Consider the following 19,002-nt stretch of genomic DNA (forward strand, 5'->3'; position numbering starts at 1 on the left):
GATTCCCCTCAATAGATAACCTCTGCGGATATAGAAAATCAAAATCAAAAGGAGTACACTCATAGCAGTAGTTTCTATCGTCACTTTCAACCCTCTCTTCCTCTTCCGGAGTTCCATCATTCGGTTATGATCCTCTCTCGACTTCTCCAGGCCACTGCATCATTCCACCCACCATATTAACCACTTTATAACCCTTTTCCGCTAAAAATTCACATGCCTGGCCACTGCGGTTACCACTTCTACATACCACAACCGTCTCCGTGTTCGGGTCAATTTCAACGAGGCGATTCTGGATGGATCCTAATGGGATATGTTTTGCATTTGGGATATGTCCAGATACCCATTCCTCCGGTTCACGCACATCAATGATCACTACCTTTTCCTGACTTTCAAGGCGTTTGTTCAATTCAATCGGCAAGATTGTTTTCACTTCATTGTTCATGTCAATTGCCTCCTTGATCTAGTGGGATCCCTTTTTAATCCAAAACTTGAACACGCCATTCTCTTCTTGCTCTTGAACCATTTCATTTCCTGTTGTTTTCACCCAAGCCGCCATATCATTTCTGGATCCTTTATCCGTCGCATGGACCTCCAAAATCTCTCCTGTCTGGAGCTCGTTGATCGCCTTGTTTGTTTTGACTATCGGCATCGGACAAGCCAGTCCTTTCGCATCTACGATCCTATTGCTTTTCATGATTCATTACCTCCAAGTTAGTGTATGTTAATTATGCCTCTGTCATTATGCAAAGTGATGGACTGCACAGCGATTTGGTCCAATTTCGAGTTCTTGCTGCCGGTCTGGAGTAGCTTCCTCCACGCCTCGGTTAATGGCAACGATTTCCTCAAAGTTTGGAGGGGTCTCAGAATGAGCCGATGCCGCTACCGAGTCAATAAAATCACTTTTGTTTTTGTTTCTCATCAGCTCGTTCTTTTCCCGAATATCACCAAGTGCTGCACCAATATATCCTTCTTGATTCAGTTCATCATCCAGGTTTGCATAGTGGGCGGGCAAAACAATCACATCATCTGCCATTTGAGATACCTTGTCATAGACGGTTTCATACAGATCCTCTGCCCACTCGCGAACTTTGCCCCCAAGATCCGGACGGCCCAATCCTCCTACAAAAATCGTATCACCAGAAAACAGAAGCTTATCATTAACCAGGAAAGAGACGCTTCCCGGTGTATGTCCTGGAGTTTTTACAGCCAACACTTGCATGTCGACTAGTTCAAACTGAATGTGCTCGTGATCTTCCAATGCTTTAAAGTCAAAGACCGCCCCTTCACTTTTCATCAAATAATAAGAAGCGCCAGTAGCATCAGCGAGGACATTCCCGCCCGAGATATGATCGGCATGCAGGTGAGAATCAACGATATGCTTGATCGTGACACCTTCATTTTGAGCGACCTTCTGATACAAATCCGTGAAGCGAGAAGGATCAACAACAAGCGCTTCTTTGCCTGACAGTACCATATAGGATAGGCACCCTTTTCCTACGCGGATAAACTGATACACTTTTACTTGTTGATCTTCGTATACAATTACTTGTTCTAAGTGTTCACTCCATGCCTTCATGCCACCATGCAAATAATGGACATTTTCTCTTCCTGCCTCAACGATTTGCTCGGCCACAAACTTCGAAGAACCTTCCTTCGCACATACCACAAGAAGCTTTTTGCCTACTGGGATTTGTGATAATGCCTGTTCAACCCCATCGATTAAGTCAAAATAAGGAATATTCAAGAGTTCAACGTTTTCCCCTTCGATTTTCCAATTTTGAAAATCGCTTTCGTTTCGTACGTCCAAAATGAATAATTCTTCTTTGTTTTTTAGTGTTTTAGCTACTTGCTCTGCCGTCATTACGTTTAACATGTTGAATTCCTCCTTAATGCGAAGTTGATTAATACATATACACCTATGGGTATATAACTAAGCAAAAAAATCGTTTTATACATATACCCCTATGCGTATTATAGGTATCTGAATTCTATATGTCAATAGTACTCTTTTAGAGTATTTTACCCTCTCCAACATTGGAGAAAGCCATTAATTATTATTGTGGGATTCTTATTGCATGCCCATCTAGGTATACTTGGAAATTTCCCAAGTTCTTTTTTATCCTCGTTAATTAGTCCAAAGATTCCATCATCAACTCTTTGACGTTTTTATTATGTGCACGCACTCTTTTTTCAATATATACTGTTAGTTCCGGGGTGTTTCGCCATAATAAATTTCGACTTTTTTGAAGATCTTTATATAACTGACTAGAAAACACTTTGTTTTGCTCGCGTTTTCTCAGATACTCATCCACGAAACCATAAATGTTCTCTTTCTCCATTAAGACTCGCTTTTCGAATTGGCACCTTTTCATCCTGCTTATGTATGGACAACATCCCCAATTTCGAATGGTATTGACACTAACCTTTAATTGTTCAGCTACCAAATTTACCGTGATTGTAGTTTCCTGATCAAACATCTCTTGTACAACCTGTTTCACTCTATCGATATTTAGTTCTGCATTGTTCCTCTTTGGGCGATTTCTCGTTTGCATCAGTAACTCTTTCATTACTGTTTTATGAAAACGGTAGACCAAAAAATGCCCGTAACTATTCCAACATTCCCATTTACGAATGCTATTTAACGGTATGTTTTTCCTTATTGCGGATATAAAATACTTCAATTGTTTAGCATTTATCTGAATTGTTTTCGTTTCATATTCACAAAACTTTATACCCCTTGTGTAAAAATAGGTTATACACCTTTTTAACTTATCTATGGACAATCCGGTCTTTTCTAAAAGAGACGTGAAATTTTCCCCTTCACAAAAGTTCTTTTTCAATAAACCGTAAGCATTTATAAAGTATGTTCGCTCCTCTAATTCCCCACGAGCATTGATTGCATACTCACACCCACATTCTAAACAAGCCAAATAATAAGACAAGATCTGACCATTCTTTTTTCTTTTATATGAAGTGCCAGTTTGCACTAGTTCACCTTCAACACCAAAGTTCACACACCATGGTGCTTGACATGATTGCATCTCTTTTTTTGATTGGGGCGAAGTGAAAACGGAGTCAATAAATGGCTGTGGTAACTCCATATTTAGAAAATCACCAATGTCATATTTATATTTCCAAAGGACATCGAGAGTATAAGAAATATGCAACGTACGTTTTTGCTTTAAAGAGTCTCTCGCGTACTGTAATAGCGTAGGAATTTGACCGAATCCTTGCATATCAGACGTAGCTTGAATTTTATCGAAAATGACTTGTTTATTATTTATTAGATATAGTATGCGAAGAGCAATATCTCGCGGGGAAATTTTATAATTGGAATGATTGAGGAGTTGGTTCCAAGATTGCCACCACCAACTCTGTTGATCCCAATCAACATCACTTTCTCTTGGAGAATCCAAGACTATACATAATTCTAAATCGCAATGAGGACACTTATCATGCACATAAACATCACGGTACTTAATCCGCTTAGCACAATGAGGGCACTTATCATGTAACAGTCTGCGATGAGACATGCATGTATCAATCCCCTTGATTCGCCAAAGCAACCGATGATAAGGTTTATCCTTTAAACAATCCGGACAAAAATGAAGTGTGTCCCGAAGCATGCCTGAGGTGAATCGTGCTCGTTCAATTTCCGTTCCTACTACAAAACTCTGCAATAAATTATAAAGTGTGAGTGACAGCAGTTCACCTGGATCCATACGAATACCCTTTGATAGTTTTTCTATGTTAATAACGTTTAAAGGGCAAAAATCTAATAGTGTGACATCGTCGTTCTGAGCGTAATGATTTCGTTCAGTTTTCAAGTTGTTCCAAAAGGACAAGAAATTCATTCCGTTTGCTTTTGAGATACGTCTTAAAAAACTCGAAAGTGATTCACCATCAAAGGGACGCAAGCGTACCGTAAAAATACTATTATGCATCATATTCACTCCAAAAAAGGATTTATTCTAATAATTAACCTTTTTTGGAACACATATACCATTTTATTAATTTCAGTTATAAGTGATATGGTCTACCGTCGTATCATAAAGTAACGGTAATAAAGTCATTTCTGCCTACCATTGATTACTTAGAATTCCTCTTATGCATAAGTTTTAGTGGGGCAAGGAGCGTTGGGGAATTCTTTTGGCATCAGCACATTGACCAAATGATCAAAGTACCTAAAAAAAGATATATCAAATTCAACAAGCTTATATTTCCATTCGTTAATATCAATTTCTCGCTTTGTTAATGTTTTAAAACTTTGCCCATTCACACTTCCCATTAAATGAGGCCTCTGTTTTCCAAGGCCCTTAAAATGAAACATTCCCCGATGTTTAAGATGGTTGTATGTTTCCCTTATTTGTTGTGTAGTTGGGTTTCCATAGATAAAATCATCCTTGAATTTTCTATGTTTAAACTTTTTTAAAAGAGTTAATTGAAATCTAAGCTCCTGGTATTTACACTCTTCAAGTAGTTTCTCATAGTAACCTTCATCTTCTATCGGAAGAAAATCATTTACAACGTAGAATAACCAAACAACTTGCCATGAGAGATCGATGCAATAATTGTAACAAGCCAATGCGTATAAATAAAAATGAGCTCTTGCGTATGTTTTATGGAAATTATCATTTTCACCGATCATGTGACCAAAGTCCTCGTTTTCGATGTAATATAACGAGGAACGTGCAAAGCAAAAAGTGTGGTATACCTCAGAAATTTTTTGACCGGCTATAACAATATTAGGATCAAAGTTCGCGTTATGGCCATCATGAGGTTGATAGTCGAGCCAATGGTGAACATCATATTTTGGAATATCTCACCAATTTCCCTAATTATACCCCCTTTATCCTTACATTGTTCTTCAAGATGATGGAAGAAACCTGTACAATATCTCACATTTTTAAATTAGTAACAAACGAAGTAAACCCGACCAGAGATACCGGCCGGGTTAAAAATACGTTGAGCTATCAAACCGTTCGTATAATGAGGTCAACCAGTTTTATTGGTTGACCTCGTTTGTTTAAGGAATCGTACCATTATTATCAAAGGAAAGTAGCTACCATTAAGAATATTTAAACAGGTTTGTTAGATAATAGTCATCATATGACTCCACTCATGATAACGCTACCTTTTTCTTGTTTATTACCCTATCTTCCTTACTCAACATTTTTTCAAACTCAGCATCATCCATATCACTGCCAAATGTGATTTGCTTCGCTTTGACCAAAATATCAATCGTAAGGTTGGCCTTTGATAAATCGTTAAACCCTTCGTCTAATACTCCTTGAATTTTAAACGCTTCAATTAACAATGTATGAACCCTCTCCACAATTCCCTTCGTCCATAAATGCAATAGTTGAGGGTATCCTGTTTCCATATTACCTAGGCCAATTGGAGCTGGAAGATCGACTTGTCCCTCGATAGCCGTTAAAAAATTGCAAAACTCCTCGTTACATGTTTCAAATCGAAGTAACTTTCTCAAGCTAAACCTTCTATAGTACTGAAAACTTGATTTCTGCAGTTCTTCTGTATCTGGTGTCCCCACACAGACGATAGAAATCCCAGCCTCATTGGACACATGTTTCAATGCCTCCATACTGTCTGAGGACTTTACATATTTTGTGTTTTTAATGTAACTCATTTCATCAAGAATCAGCATCTCAACTTTTTGGTGTTTTAATAAAGTAAACACCCTCCGCTTTACATCACCAATTCTGGGAACTCCCGTAATTGGTGGAGCTCCTAAAGCCTTAATGATGGTCTGGTAAAATTCCAATATTGTAAAAGGGTTGGGCAACTCCATAAACACCACAGGTTTGATATCATATTCCGTTCCTTCCTCGTCTACATGAATGTACCCTGGATTATGTTCCACGTACTTTTTTAACATCTCGGACTTTCCAACACCCGATTGACCGACAATAAAAAGATGCCGAGGTGCTGATTTCTTTTTACTTCGATGAAACCGGATAGAGTCCAAGGTTGCCCAGATCTCCTCTACCTTTGGATGAAGTACATAAAGATTGATAATACGATTGGCTAATTCTTCACATGGATTCATTGCATTTTTCCCACTTTCTTTTAAAACCGTTTTGAAAGATTTTATTTGTAAAGTAACTACTCTTAAATCACTTTATTTGCCTGCTTCTCTTTTCTGTTCTTGGTACCTGATAAATGCAATTAAATCGCTTTCCATTGGTACATGTTTACCTTCTTTTGTCTCTTTAGGTGATGTTAAGTTGACTTCAAAATTCATCCTCATAGCTGCTGCTCGAGCTTTTCGGCCTTTTTTGTAAAGCTCCTCCGTCCTTTCTCGTAGCCGCATTTTTGCTTCCATAATCATTTGTGTACCTGGTACACGCTTACTTTTTAGTTCAGCTTCTTCACCAAGAATCTCTCTGATTTTCTTGTAAGTGTATAGATTAACATTTTCCAATTGCTCAGCTGATGGCTGCACTGCGAGCACTTCTTCATATTCTGTTGAATCAGGAAGTTGGATATAGATCTTTGATATGTCGTCGATATCGTACTTTACTTTATATCTTTTGGTCGTGCTTATGAGGTTAGATAGTTTATCTGATTTATAAAACACGTTATTTAACCGAATACCATCTCGCGTATACCTCTTTATAATCGTAGGTAATAACTCAATCTTTAATGTTTCTTCTTCGCTATCATCGATAAAATCCGGATAACCAACTTGTTTAAGACCATCGATGTAACGTGTAATCGGCCGATTGGCATCCAGAGGTAAGCCTCTGTGGACATCCATGTGATACTCGTCTGTAATGTACCGTGTCAGCAATTCAATAACATTTCCCAACGTTAATTTTGCATCCTCTTCTGGGTTGTATTCTCCCAGTTGGGTTACATTACTTTTTCTTGTACCATCCCAACCATGGATTATAGATGTATTCAATGTTCCGAAAAGCCTTTCAATTGTTCCTCCATAACGAGGGGTTCTAACGGGACGGTACCTAACATTTGCTTTCAACGTTTCATTAATCATGCGTTTTACAGCTGTACTTTTAAAATCTGGTCCATTATCTAAATGGAAGATCTTTGGAATGCCAAACACGTTCCACTCATTGATTAACCCATACTTAGCCTTAACATTCTTAAACAGGATTCCATGTTGTATCGCTTTTCTTACCACGTTTGCAGAAGGCGGTTCAAATGAAATGTACATGCACCAGACCATTCGACTAAACACATCTATTCCGAGTGTGATCCAAGGTCTTCCAATGACTAAACCACTTTTGTCATCAATAACATCTACATCGAGTTGGGTGTGATCAATTTCGACGATATGTAGAGGGTATAGTGCTTCTTCATTTGAAAAACCTCTTAATACTGGATCGTACTTTTGCGATGCCTTCTTCCCTTCTTGCATTCTCTCTTTGATTTTGGGATCAATCCGATTAATCAATTTATTGATTGTAATATAAGGAGGTGGGTCAATTTCTTCCTTGGCACATTTAATTTCAATGGATCGATAAATAGCAGTTATACTTGGCTTTTTTGTTGTGAGATACTCCTGTTCAATAATAGCTTTAATTATTGAAATATATTTTTCGTCCAAGCGAACTTGTAATACATCCAAGACCCACTGCGGATCCTTTGGATGACAAATTTCCAAAGCTTTGTTATCTTTCCGGTGAATGTAGCCTGTTCCAGCCTTTGTTACTAACCCCTCTTCACCTTTTTGCTCCATTTCTCGTTCGGCTGCCCTATAGGAAGATAGATATCTTTTTATAGTTCTTCCGGAGATTCCGACCTTTTTGGATATTCGATCTACAATATCTTTTTGGGTAATGTCGTAAACCGTTTCATTCTCCAGTAAAAGTTCTCGATGATACTCCATGAATTCGTACACAGCCCTAACATCGCCACTTTTTATATCATCCAATACAACAAGTGGCCTAATAATCTCCATTCGCTCTGAGACTTTTTGTCTTAACGGTTCAGAGAGTGAGTCTAAAACTGAGTAAAATTTTTTAATATTTTGCTCGGCCTTTTTTTTAACATTGATTTTCCAGGTATAAATGTAGGGTTACTAATCAAATTTATGTACTCGAACGTTAGAACCTCATTGTCACTTTCTCTTTTAATGATGACATTTGGGGGATCAACAGAAATCACAGTAAACTTTTTTCCGTAAAGTAGTAACTCAGAATTAACTTTCAATTGTTGAAGTTTCATTGGTCACTCTCTCCTCAATCAATATGTTTGAAAATTGATTTATAAAGGGGATATTAGTAACTTCGCTGTACTCGGTTATTCTTTCGTGCAGACTGATGCTAAAAACACCGGTAGCGATCAAGTGATATATGATTGGGAGGATAAACAAGGGGTCAATTCGAAGAGAAAAATCATAGGCTAGATCAACGATTGAGGATTTTCCAAGTTGATTGATCCTTCTTACTAATTCAGGAATCCATAGATCTGCGTTCTTTCGTTTTTTAATGAAGCCTTCTAAAAATTTGATGTTTGTTTGAATTACTTTGGGAAGTACTTTAGGGTAAGTAACCGAGTAATGCCAACCCTGATCCATAGCGTACTTCCTACAAAGAACGTTGCATTTTTCATATGTGGCTGTAGTAACCGCTTCCTTCTCCTTTATTTGGTAAAGCAAAGGAACAAAGCCATTTCTAAATACGAGAACATCAGGGACGTGTGACCATGTTTTTTTGTTTCCCTGCTTGTCCATAAAAGGAACCAAAATGTTAATTGGCTGGACATAGTATCTAATAACGGAAGTATCCAGCTCCAAGATAAAGTAAAATAAATATTCATTCATTGAATGATATTCGACTACCCTATTCATTTTATTACTATGAAAAGAACCGATAATATGTGGCATCTGCCAACTAATCTTATTGTCAACTCTTCTTTTAGGAGCATAAGTTTTGTCCTCTTGTTCCCAATCCCTATCGTTCCAAATCACATTATTCCCCCTGTTTAAAAAGTACGTATTATGACAAAACATAATATATCTATGAATATTTATTATAGTGTATATTGACATTTTCCCCAAAAATGTATTAATCAAACCCAACTACTTGAAATAACTAAAAAGACCTGATATGACAACGATTTGTCATATCAGGTCTTAAAGAGATTTGTCACTTTTACTTATAATATGGTGACAATAATAAGTATAATCAGTGACAACATTAGATATAAATCACAACAACAACCCTTATACCCTATTCGTCCCCTACTCCACTGTCACACTCTTCGCCAGATTCCGTGGTTTATCCACGTCCAGGCCGCGAGCGACAGAAGCAAAGTAGGACAGCAATTGCAATGGAATGACGGTCAGAATTGGTGCGAGCATAGGCAGCGTGGTTGGCAGGTAGATGACCTCATCGACGCTCTTCGCCAGGTCAGTGTTGCCTTCCATGGCAAAGCCCAGTACGCGTGCGCCGCGGGCTTTGACTTCCACGATGTTGCTCACCATTTTTTCGTAGATATCTGGTTGCGTAGCCAGTGCAACGACTGGTACGTTATCTTCAATCAGCGCCAGGGTACCGTGCTTCAGTTCACCAGCCGGGTACGCCTCGGAGTGGATATAAGAGATCTCCTTGAGCTTCAAAGAGCCTTCCAGCGACACCGCATAGTCGAGGCTGCGTCCGATAAAGAACAGGCTGTTTACGCCTTTGGTGCTCTCAGCAAAGTGACGTACCTGCTCAGCGTCTTCCAGCAAGGAAGTGATTTTCGCAGGGATGTCTTGCAGGTGGTCTACCACTTCAGCGACCTCAGCCGCTTTCAGCGTGCCTTTTACCTGTGCCAGATACAAGCTGAACAGATACAAGGTAACGACCTGGGACGTATACGCCTTTGTGGACGCAACTGCTACTTCTGGTCCAGCCCATGTGAAAAGGACCTCATCTGCTTCGCGAGCTACGGAGCTTCCAACTACGTTGGTGATGGCCATGACCTTGACGTTGGTCTTTTTCGCTTCACGCAGAGCAGCCAGTGTGTCGGCCGTCTCACCGGATTGGCTGATGACGATCATCAAGGTGTTGTCTGTGTAGATCGGATCACGGTAGCGGAATTCCGATGCGACAGCAACCTCTACAGGCACGCGGGTCCATTTTTCAATGACATCTTTTCCGACCAGCCCAGCATGCATAGAGGTACCGCACGCGACGATGTAGATGCGATCGTACTTCGCCAGCTCAGCATCGCTCATTTTCAACTCAGGCAAGATCACACGCTTTTGCTCCAGATCGATGCGAGCGCCCATGGTTTCACGAACGGCTTGTGGCTGCTCATGAATTTCCTTGAGCATAAACGAATCGTAGCCGCCCTTTTCCGCTTGCACCAGATCCCACTCAACATGGAACAGGTCCCGCTCGATTTTCTCGCCGGTTTCTGCATCCATCAGCTCGACGCCGTCGCGGGTGAGCACAGCCATTTCGCCTTCGTTCAAAATGTACACGTCACGCGTATGCTCCAAAATCGCCGGGATGTCCGAACCGATGAAGCTTTCGCCATCGCCCACACCCACAACCAGTGGGCTTGCCAGACGAACTGCCACCAGCTTATCTGGCTCATGCTCGGTCATGATTCCCAAAGCGTAGGCACCACGCATACGTTGTACCGCTTTGCGTGCAGTCGAAACGATATCCCCATCATACAAGTCAGCCAGCAAATGAGCGATGACTTCGGTATCGGTCTCAGAAGTAAAGGTATAGCCTTTGCTCAGCAGCTCTTCTTTGATCGGCAGGAAGTTCTCGATGATTCCATTATGCACGACAGCAAAAGAATGCTTTGCATCGGTATGAGGGTGAGAATTCTCGTCAGACGGTTTTCCATGTGTCGCCCAACGTGTATGCCCAATCCCCATAAAACCACCCAACGGATGAGATTCCAGACGCTCTTCCAGCACAGCCAGACGGCCCTGTGCTTTATCCAGCTCCAACCCCTTCTCGTTGATTACGGCAACCCCAGCCGAGTCGTATCCACGATACTCCAGCTTGCGAAGACCCCCGATGATAATATCCTGCGCTTGTTTATTTCCAATATATCCAACGATTCCGCACATAAGTGATGATCCCCTTCCAAATAAGGCGGGGACACAACCCAATGCCAATGGTACGGGGGTGTGCCCCCGCCATTCCATTTATTTTATATATTCACGTTTTGCATTCATCGTAAATCGTCCACTGACAATCTAAAACGTATCATGCACAGGATTTTGTCCATCGGATCTCTCCGATATTTTGTACCTGCGCTCCACGGTAGTGATACTGCTCCCGGGAGGTATCCGCCGAATCCTTCGATAAACCTCCACCTCGTCCACTGGGCACATCCGGTCTGCCGCAGTGCTGGCGCTTTCCAACAAGTTGATCATCGCATTTCGGATCTTCGTTCTTTTTCCGCGAATCGCCTCCCTTTCCCATACAGATTGTGCAAAAGCTAGACGCACATGAACACTGTACCACATCTCGCTGTTAGCGACAATCCTCTCTTTGTCTTTTACTAGTATGCAAAAGGGAGTGGCCACGAACCACTCCCTACACATATTTTTTACACCAATTCCTGTTTGACCACGTCGACGATCCGATGAACCAAGCCCTCGAGCTGAGATGCATCTGGACCTTCTGCCATGACGCGAACGATTGGCTCCGTGCCAGAAGGACGAACGAGTACGCGACCGTTTCCAGCCAGCTCCTCCTCCACCTCGCGAATAGCCTGTTCGATAGCGACATTGCCATTCAGCTTGGATTTATCCTCTACCCGCACATTGATCAAAAGCTGCGGATACTTCACCATGACCTTTTTGAGCTCGGACAAAGGCTTTCCTGATTCCTTGACGATATTGAGGAGCTGCAGGCCAGTCAAGAGGCCGTCTCCCGTCGTATTGTAATCCAAGAAAACGATATGTCCGGATTGCTCTCCGCCCAGGTTGTAGCCGCCACGCAGCATTTCTTCTACTACATAGCGGTCCCCGACAGCGGTCTTGGTGGTATTGATGGAGCATTCCTCCATGCCTTTGAAAAAGCCCATGTTGGCCATGACGGTCGTCACGATTGTATTGTTGTTCAGCTTCCCTTTAGCTTTTAGCGCACGCGCGCAGATCGCCATGATGTAGTCACCGTCGATGATTTCACCAGTATCATCCACGGCGATACAACGGTCCGCATCGCCGTCAAAGGAAAGACCCAGATCGGCTTTATGTTTCAGCACTTCCTCCTGAACGCGCTCAGGATGAGTAGAGCCGCATTGATCGTTGATGTTGATTCCGTTCGGATTCGCACCGATGGTAATCACCTCAGCATCGACATCGGCAAACAGGCGCGCTGCCAGTGAGGAAACCGCCCCATTCGCGCAATCCAGCACGACCTTCAAGCCGTCAAACCGCTCGGATACCGTGCTTTTCAGGTGAGACAGATATTTCTGTCCTCCCTCCAAAAACTCCAGTACCGTTCCGATATTTTCACCTGTCGGACGAGGCAATGTGTCCTCTGTCGCGTCCAGGTATTGTTCGATTTCTACTTCTACTTCATCGGACAGTTTAAAGCCGTTGCTGCCGAAGAACTTAATGCCGTTATCCGGAAACGGATTGTGGGAGGCGGAAATCATGACACCCGCATCTGCTCCCAACGCTCGTGTGAGGTATGCCACACCCGAGGTAGAGATAACACCCAATCTGACCACTTCAGCTCCGACCGATAGCAGGCCCGCCAAAAGTGAGTTTTCCAGCATTTGACCGGAGATCCGCGTATCACGTCCAATCACTACTTTTGGCTTGCCTTCTTGTTTGTGTCTCGTGAGAACATAACCGCCAACGCGTCCGATTTTAAATGCCAGTTCGGGTGTTAGCTGTGCGTTTGCCACACCGCGTACACCGTCAGTTCCGAAATACTTCCCCATGTTTGTCCCTCATTTCCTTCCTTGTGCACACAACAGCTTATGTCTACCTTTGCTTGTTCGTGATTTCTACTGTGACCTTCTTGGGTGCGCTTTCTGATGGCCTCAGGTAATCAGATTGGAAGATGTAGTTCAACGCAATCTCATACACTCCAGCCGGCATACTGCTGACATCGGCTACGACCTGCAAGTCTTCCGGTCTCAACTGATTCAAAATCTGAGCCGCCCCTACGGCATCAAAATCAATTGTAGACATCTCCTGACCGTCTGTAGACAGTACTTTGGCCTGCAAGTTTTCTGATAGCCCGCTAATACGGATCGGTACTTTTTCCAAACGCTTCGTTGTAGAAGGCACCACCTTCAACGACACTTTCAAATACTCCGGCTCTACTTTCACGATGTTATCCATTACCGGTATCTTTAGCTCTAACAGACGATCTGATGTAATGTTCGACAGATCAATCTCCGGACCTGAGTAGGTGCTCGACTTCATGGCGTCAATGACCTCTTTTGGTCCATATACAGTAACTTCTTCCACATTCATATCCACACTAGCCAAACTATAGCCATTTGGCATTTCATTCGTCAAGTTTAATTTGACTGGCACTTTAACGAACGGACTGGTGACAGGAATGTTCACTTCTACGGTAAGCGGCACGACGTCTGCTCCCTGAATCACATTTCCTGACTTGTCCACCACTTTGAGTGGGACTGTAGTCTTAATCGCCGATGTGGCTCCTTCCAGATCGACTGACGCCTTCACGGCAGCTACTTTATCTACCTGACTTTCCGGCACGCGCACAAGCGCACGGAACGGCTTCACAATCGGTTCCCCAGCGGTATATCCCGGTGCGACCACCCCGAGCATTTCGACATCCACTTCCCGCTCCACCGTCTTTTTCTCCTCGAGGGTGATTTCCACGATATTCGGGATAATCCCTACCTTCACCTCATCCGGAAAGCCTTTGTACTGAACAGGGACTCTATGTGTTCCTTTGCCAAGCCCTGTCGCGTCTACATAGACCTCCCATGAATCAGCAGGGAAGAAGTTATGGCGATAAAACGGGTTGCTGCTCTCGAGTGCCACCTTGACCGTTCGTTGTTGCTTGACGACCTGAAAGCGGTCTGTATCGTATTTGACATGCAAATTGACCCCATCAATAAAAACTGGCTGACTTGCTTCAGGAGTTGTCGTCTGCTCTGTCTCCAGGTTGACGACCATCCACATCATGACAGCCAAAAGCAACGCGACCGCGCGAGCAAACCAATGACTATTTAACCATTTATCCATGTTTTCGCCTCCATTGCCAACGACTTCCCATGGATTTGCTCTTTGAGAGAGGCTGAAGCTGTTCTGTCAAAATCTCAGCCAGCTGTTCCTCTGTCAGATTGCGGTTCATTGTACCATGTGCGGCAAAGGACACTTGCCCGGTCTCCTCGGACACGATAATGGACATACCATCAGAGACTTCACTTACCCCGATCGCGGCACGGTGACGCGTCCCCAATTCCTTGGAGATCGAGTTGCTTTCCGACAACGGCAAATAACAAGCAGCTGCCAGAATCACGTCTTTGCGCATGATCACTGCTCCATCATGCAGCGGCGTATTCGGGATAAAAATGTTGATCAACAGCTCGGAGCTCACCCGTCCATTGATCGCAATACCTGTTTCGACGTAGTCATTCAGCCCCGTCTCACGCTCGATAACGATCAGCGCACCAATCCGACGCTTGGCCATGTACGTAACCGATTTGCACACTTCCTTCACCAAGCGATTGACCATGTCGTCATCCTGAATGGTGCTAGAGCGAGAAAAAAGCTTGCCTCGCCCCAGTTGCTCGAGAGCACGCCGTAATTCCGGCTGGAAGATGATCACGACCGCCAATACCCCGAAGGTAAAGGCCTGCGACATCAACCAGTGCAAGGTGGTGAGCTGAAAATACTTGCTGAGGAGCCAGGTGATCACGATGACCATGATCCCCTTCAACAATTGTACTGCGCGCGTCCCGCGAATGAGCATAATTATTTTATAAATCACGTATGTAACGAGTAAAATGTCCGTTCCATACCGTAGCAAATCGCCATAATCCAACGATATCATAACGAAGCCCCCATATCTCGCTCCATCTCAATGAAGTCACGCTATCTCCTGTGGAAAAAGCACGGCTCCGCTGCCGTGCTGTAGATAGCTGTACTCTCTATTTTCTCTTATGGCAAGGCGGGAAGCAAGTCATTTCCAATATTTTTCACTTCATACCAGATCCAATCGACGATCGCTTCGATGGATTCCGTATTTCCAGCTACTTGGGCGGTAGAGGCGACGAATACCTTTCCTTCGATTGCCACTACATTCCCTTTTACTTGCCCTTGCACTTCGACATTTCCGTTTCGTACGACCAAATCACCGTCGATGCTGGTGCCAGCTGGTACGACAACTACATTTCGTTCACGATCTATTTTCAGTTTATCCATATTTGCAGAGGAAACTTGCAAGATATTATCCCGATCAAACCAGTTGGCGCACAGGCTACCCGTCATCAAAAAGAGAAAGACAGCGGCCGCTGTAAGAAACGGGTGCCTCCGAAGCCAGCCCGAAAACAGGTTTTTCTTTGTCTCAGCAGGCAATTGTGCGAGGACACGGGCTGTAAAATCAGGAGAAACGTGAATATGTGAAGCACTCTGCACGAAAGCGATGGCCCGCTGCAACTCGTGCATATGCTGACGGCAGCTCACACAGGTTTTCATATGTGTTTGCAAATGCTGATTGCTCAGCTCATCAGTGTCCCCATCCAGATACTCGTGGATGAGAATGATCATTTCCCGGCATTCCATCTTGATTTTCTCCTTTCTCACATCAATCGCAGCTTGCTGCGCAGGGCTTCCCTACCACGGTGGATTCGCGTTTTGATCGTCGTTACAGGCAGCTTCACAATATCGCTGATTTCCTGCAGCGACAGATCTTCAATATATCGCAGGATCATGATCGAGCGGTATTTGGGCTGCAAATGGGACAACGCATCCTGAACCGTCTCCTGCAATTCCTGCGTGACTACTTTGTCTTCCGGTGTACGCTCGTTTGACGACAAGCGCGAATACCAGTCCATGCCTTGCCCTGGCTCCGTTTCTTCATCCAATGAAAAATCGGGCCGCTTCTTACGCCCACGGTCGATACACAAATTGGTCGCAATGCGGTAGATCCAGGTCGAGAATTTGAAGCTGTCATCGTACGAATGCAAATTGGCATATACCCGCAAAAAGGTTTCCTGCGCGATGTCCTCTGCATCCTGGCGGTTCCCCACCATACGATAAGCAAGCTGGAATATCTTATCCTTATAAATCTCGATCAACTCGGCAAAGGCTTCGCGGTCACCATTCTTCGCTCGTTGAGTTAACCGCTTCTCTACAAAATCCATGCCATCCTCCCCACAATACCGTAATCCTATATACGGATGATGCTGCAAATGGTTTCGTAACTTTTTGATGTTTGTGCAGGTAATTTGTTGGGAAATACAGGAATAAGCGTAGCTTTACCCTCTATATAATAGTGATGGTAGCCCTTTTAACCTAACGCTGTAAAGGAGAGTGGGCCAAATGTCGAAAAAAAATGACGTTCTCCTCCAGATCGAAAAGCTCCGCAAAGAAATGAATGATCGGTACAAAGCACAGGAGACCATTACTCCTGAACTGCTTCAGCTAAGTGTAGAGCTCGATCACCTGTTAAATGAACTGCATCTCCATCCTTAGAATGTACTGTTTTCCCCCAGCGATGTAAAGATGCGGAAACGTAGAAGAGAGGCGGCTGATTAGCCCCTCTCTTTTGATATTTATTTCGTATGGTATCCTGACTGATGGTTACAGCAGCTTATCGCCAAACGCAGAGCTCATCAGCGCGACAGCGACGCGTGCCGTGAGGTTTTCACTATCCAGAATTGGATTTACTTCCACAAACTCAGCTGAACACAGAATGTCCGCATCTGCCAGCATCTCCAAAGATACGTGGCCTTCGCGGTATGAGATTCCGCCTATAACCGGAGTCCCAACTCCTGGTGCATCATGCGGATCCAAACCATCCAGATCGAGGCTGAGATGCACGCCGTCCGTATTCTTGGATACATGCGCGATCGCTTCATCCATCACACGCGCCATACCCAGCTTATCGATCTCATGCATCGTAAACACTTTCATGCCAATGCGCTTGATAAGTTCACGCTCTCCCATGTCTAGATCTCGTGCACCGATAATCACAACATTTTCCGGCTTCAGCTTTGGTGCAAATCCGCCGATATTCACCAGTCGCTGATGTCCAAAGCCCAGACTAGCCGCCAGAGGCATCCCGTGGATGTTTCCAGATGGAGAGGTTTCCCCTGTGTTTAAGTCGCCATGCGCATCAAACCAAATGACGCCGAGATTTTTTACGTGCTTGGCTACTCCTGCTACGGTACCGAGAGCGATGCTGTGATCTCCCCCGAGTACCAGAGGGAAACGCCCTTCCTGCATGATATCGCTTACAACCTCAGCCAGCTTGATATTCGCATCGACCACTTCATCGAGATATTTATGATTTTCTGTTTCCGAAAATTGATGAGGACGAGTTACTGCGATGTCTCCCCGATCCTGGATATTCATTCCCATTTTCTCCAAACGGGCAACGACTCCTGCATAGCGAATGGCGCTTGGGCCCATATCAACTCCGCGGCGGTCCGCACCTAGATCCATCGGTACCCCAACAATGCTAATGTTTTTGTTCATATTTGTGCTCCCTTCCCTCAGCTCGCATCTAACTTCAACAGTTCTATTGTAGCCTCGAAAAGAGAATTGACTCAACTCGACAGGATTTTGCATAATTAACCCATTTAGGCCCATTGGTCTAAATGAAAAACAAAAAAACGAGTAGCCTTTTCAGGTACTCGTTCTTCTATATATTGCGTATGGAGCGGGTGATGGGAATCGAACCCACGCGACCAGCTTGGAAGGCTGGAGTTCTACCATTGAACTACACCCGCAAAAAAAATGGTCGGGAAGACAGGATTCGAACCTGCGACCCCTTGGTCCCAAGCCAAGTACTCTACCAAGCTGAGCTACTTCCCGATTTATTTATCTTATCCCTGAACAGTAAAAGTTGCAAGGAAAAAATGCGTGCCCTGAGAGATTCGAACTCCCGACCTTTTGATTCGTAGTCAAACGCTCTATCCAGCTGAGCTAAGGGCACATATTTAATTGGGTAAAAACTGGTGAGCCATGAAGGACTCGAACCTTCGACCCTCTGATTAAAAGTCAGATGCTCTACCAACTGAGCTAATGGCTCGTGCAAATGGCTGGGGTACTAGGATTTGAACCTAGGAATGACGGAGTCAAAGTCCGTTGCCTTACCGCTTGGCTATACCCCAAAAATAAAAAAAGTAAAAACTGGTGGGGAGAGACGGATTCGAACCGCCGAACCCAGAGGGAGCAGATTTACAGTCTGCCGCGTTTAGCCACTTCGCTATCTCCCCATATTTAATTAAGTGGTGGAGGCTGACGGGATCGCTTCCTACTTGCGCTTCTACGTCGAATGTCCTACGTGGGCAAGCAAGATCAGATGTACCCGAGCTTAACTCCTTTGAAATTACTCCGAGGGTGAACCGGAACGGTGAGATCCCGAGCCGAAACCAAGACGAAGTAAATGGTGGAGGCTGACGGGATCGAACCGCCGACCCTCTGCTTGTAAGGCAGATGCTCTCCCAGCTGAGCTAAGCCTCCACGTTTCCCCACAAAGAGACAGTATGCTCTGGAGCATATTCCGAGTACTTTGCGGGGGCCCCAACAACTAGTGCGGGTGATAGGTGACCCGTAGGGGATTCGAACCCCTGTATGACAGCGTGAAAGGCTGCTGTGTTAAACCGCTTCACCAACGGGCCATAAGATTCTGGACAAGAGTTCATGGTGCTCCCGACAGGAATCGAACCTGCGACCTCTTCCTTACCATGGAAACGCTCTACCGACTGAGCTACAGGAGCGAAATGGCTCCTCGGGACGGACTCGAACCGCCGACCGATCGGTTAACAGCCGATTGCTCTACCAACTGAGCTACCGAGGAACGTTTGAAGGATTCGCACCTTCAAAACTGGATCTGC

General features: G+C 44.1%; 16 protein-coding genes and 10 tRNA genes. 1 reads left to right on the forward strand and 25 read right to left on the reverse strand.

Translation table 11 applies throughout. The annotated features are described in order from the left end of the window. Nucleotides 1-124 precede the first annotated feature (124 nt). The 14 genes from EDM55_RS19070 to sigW form a co-directional block, all read right to left on the reverse strand. On the reverse strand, nucleotides 125-442 hold the full coding sequence (locus EDM55_RS19070; protein WP_122961099.1) for a rhodanese-like domain-containing protein: 318 nt from the start codon (nucleotides 440-442) through the stop codon (nucleotides 125-127). An 18-nt stretch (nucleotides 443-460) separates the two neighbouring features. Continuing rightward, complete coding sequence (locus tag EDM55_RS19075) at nucleotides 461-694, reverse strand: sulfurtransferase TusA family protein (RefSeq protein ID WP_122961100.1); 234 nt, start codon at nucleotides 692-694, stop codon at nucleotides 461-463. Nucleotides 695-739: 45 nt separating this feature from the next. Further along, entirely contained in the window at nucleotides 740-1,873 is a 1,134-nt protein-coding gene (locus tag EDM55_RS19080) for an MBL fold metallo-hydrolase (RefSeq protein WP_122961101.1), read from the reverse strand. A gap of 256 nt (nucleotides 1,874-2,129) precedes the next feature. Then, complete coding sequence (locus EDM55_RS19085; RefSeq protein ID WP_170184501.1) at nucleotides 2,130-3,944, reverse strand: TniQ family protein; 1,815 nt, start codon at nucleotides 3,942-3,944, stop codon at nucleotides 2,130-2,132. 161 nt (nucleotides 3,945-4,105) lie between these two features. After that, nucleotides 4,106-4,648: a hypothetical protein gene (locus tag EDM55_RS19090; protein WP_122961103.1), complete on the reverse strand. Its 543-nt coding sequence runs from the start codon at nucleotides 4,646-4,648 to the stop codon at nucleotides 4,106-4,108. A gap of 471 nt (nucleotides 4,649-5,119) precedes the next feature. Continuing rightward, the gene (locus EDM55_RS19095; RefSeq protein WP_122961104.1) at nucleotides 5,120-6,067 is read right to left on the reverse strand and encodes a TniB family NTP-binding protein; all 948 of its coding nucleotides are present in this window, start codon (nucleotides 6,065-6,067) and stop codon (nucleotides 5,120-5,122) included. Nucleotides 6,068-6,139: 72 nt separating this feature from the next. Continuing rightward, complete coding sequence (locus EDM55_RS19100) at nucleotides 6,140-7,942, reverse strand: TnsB C-terminal domain-containing protein (protein ID WP_122961105.1); 1,803 nt, start codon at nucleotides 7,940-7,942, stop codon at nucleotides 6,140-6,142. Between the two features lie 240 nt (nucleotides 7,943-8,182). Next, on the reverse strand, nucleotides 8,183-8,953 hold the full coding sequence (locus EDM55_RS19110; protein WP_170184502.1) for a TnsA endonuclease N-terminal domain-containing protein: 771 nt from the start codon (nucleotides 8,951-8,953) through the stop codon (nucleotides 8,183-8,185). Nucleotides 8,954-9,226: 273 nt separating this feature from the next. Then, complete coding sequence (gene glmS, locus EDM55_RS19115; protein WP_122961108.1) at nucleotides 9,227-11,059, reverse strand: glutamine--fructose-6-phosphate transaminase (isomerizing); 1,833 nt, start codon at nucleotides 11,057-11,059, stop codon at nucleotides 9,227-9,229. Nucleotides 11,060-11,544: 485 nt separating this feature from the next. After that, on the reverse strand, nucleotides 11,545-12,891 hold the full coding sequence (gene glmM / locus EDM55_RS19125) for a phosphoglucosamine mutase (RefSeq protein ID WP_092277491.1): 1,347 nt from the start codon (nucleotides 12,889-12,891) through the stop codon (nucleotides 11,545-11,547). Nucleotides 12,892-12,934: 43 nt separating this feature from the next. Beyond that, nucleotides 12,935-14,179 carry a CdaR family protein gene (locus EDM55_RS19130; RefSeq protein WP_092277488.1) on the reverse strand — a complete coding sequence of 415 codons (1,245 nt, stop codon included), beginning with the start codon at nucleotides 14,177-14,179 and terminating at the stop codon, nucleotides 12,935-12,937. Next, nucleotides 14,172-14,990: a diadenylate cyclase CdaA gene (cdaA, locus tag EDM55_RS19135; protein ID WP_122961110.1), complete on the reverse strand. Its 819-nt coding sequence runs from the start codon at nucleotides 14,988-14,990 to the stop codon at nucleotides 14,172-14,174. Before cdaA ends, EDM55_RS19130 begins: the two co-directional genes overlap by 8 nt. 107 nt (nucleotides 14,991-15,097) lie before the next feature. Then, nucleotides 15,098-15,721: a zf-HC2 domain-containing protein gene (locus tag EDM55_RS19140; protein ID WP_092277482.1), complete on the reverse strand. Its 624-nt coding sequence runs from the start codon at nucleotides 15,719-15,721 to the stop codon at nucleotides 15,098-15,100. 17 nt (nucleotides 15,722-15,738) lie between these two features. Then, complete coding sequence (gene sigW, locus EDM55_RS19145; RefSeq protein ID WP_092277479.1) at nucleotides 15,739-16,302, reverse strand: RNA polymerase sigma factor SigW; 564 nt, start codon at nucleotides 16,300-16,302, stop codon at nucleotides 15,739-15,741. Between the two features lie 178 nt (nucleotides 16,303-16,480). Between sigW and EDM55_RS19150 the strand changes: the two genes are divergently transcribed. After that, nucleotides 16,481-16,633 (forward strand): aspartyl-phosphate phosphatase Spo0E family protein, encoded by a 153-nt coding sequence (locus EDM55_RS19150; RefSeq protein WP_092277475.1) that lies wholly within the window; start codon nucleotides 16,481-16,483, stop codon nucleotides 16,631-16,633. Nucleotides 16,634-16,741: 108 nt separating this feature from the next. Here EDM55_RS19150 and rocF read toward each other — a convergent pair whose 3' ends face one another. The 11 genes from rocF to EDM55_RS19205 form a co-directional block, all read right to left on the reverse strand. Continuing rightward, nucleotides 16,742-17,638, reverse strand: coding sequence for an arginase (rocF, locus tag EDM55_RS19155; protein ID WP_092277472.1), 897 nt, complete (start codon nucleotides 17,636-17,638; stop codon nucleotides 16,742-16,744). A 180-nt stretch (nucleotides 17,639-17,818) separates the two neighbouring features. Beyond that, nucleotides 17,819-17,892: transfer RNA gene (locus EDM55_RS19160), tRNA-Gly, on the reverse strand. 8 nt (nucleotides 17,893-17,900) lie between these two features. Next, a tRNA-Pro gene (locus EDM55_RS19165) sits at nucleotides 17,901-17,977 on the reverse strand. Between the two features lie 47 nt (nucleotides 17,978-18,024). Further along, nucleotides 18,025-18,098, reverse strand: a tRNA-Arg gene (locus EDM55_RS19170). A gap of 20 nt (nucleotides 18,099-18,118) precedes the next feature. Then, a tRNA-Lys gene (locus EDM55_RS19175) sits at nucleotides 18,119-18,194 on the reverse strand. 7 nt (nucleotides 18,195-18,201) lie between these two features. Beyond that, nucleotides 18,202-18,276: transfer RNA gene (locus EDM55_RS19180), tRNA-Gln, on the reverse strand. 20 nt (nucleotides 18,277-18,296) lie between these two features. Continuing rightward, nucleotides 18,297-18,381, reverse strand: a tRNA-Tyr gene (locus EDM55_RS19185). Nucleotides 18,382-18,552: 171 nt separating this feature from the next. Then, nucleotides 18,553-18,628 (reverse strand) — tRNA-Val (locus EDM55_RS19190). Nucleotides 18,629-18,712: 84 nt separating this feature from the next. Next, nucleotides 18,713-18,786 (reverse strand) — tRNA-Glu (locus EDM55_RS19195). Between the two features lie 23 nt (nucleotides 18,787-18,809). Continuing rightward, nucleotides 18,810-18,885, reverse strand: a tRNA-Thr gene (locus EDM55_RS19200). A 4-nt stretch (nucleotides 18,886-18,889) separates the two neighbouring features. After that, nucleotides 18,890-18,965: transfer RNA gene (locus EDM55_RS19205), tRNA-Asn, on the reverse strand. Between the last annotated feature and the right edge of the window lie 37 nt (nucleotides 18,966-19,002).

The sequence above is a fragment of the Brevibacillus centrosporus genome (assembly GCF_003710815.1).
Classification (GTDB): domain Bacteria; phylum Bacillota; class Bacilli; order Brevibacillales; family Brevibacillaceae; genus Brevibacillus; species Brevibacillus centrosporus.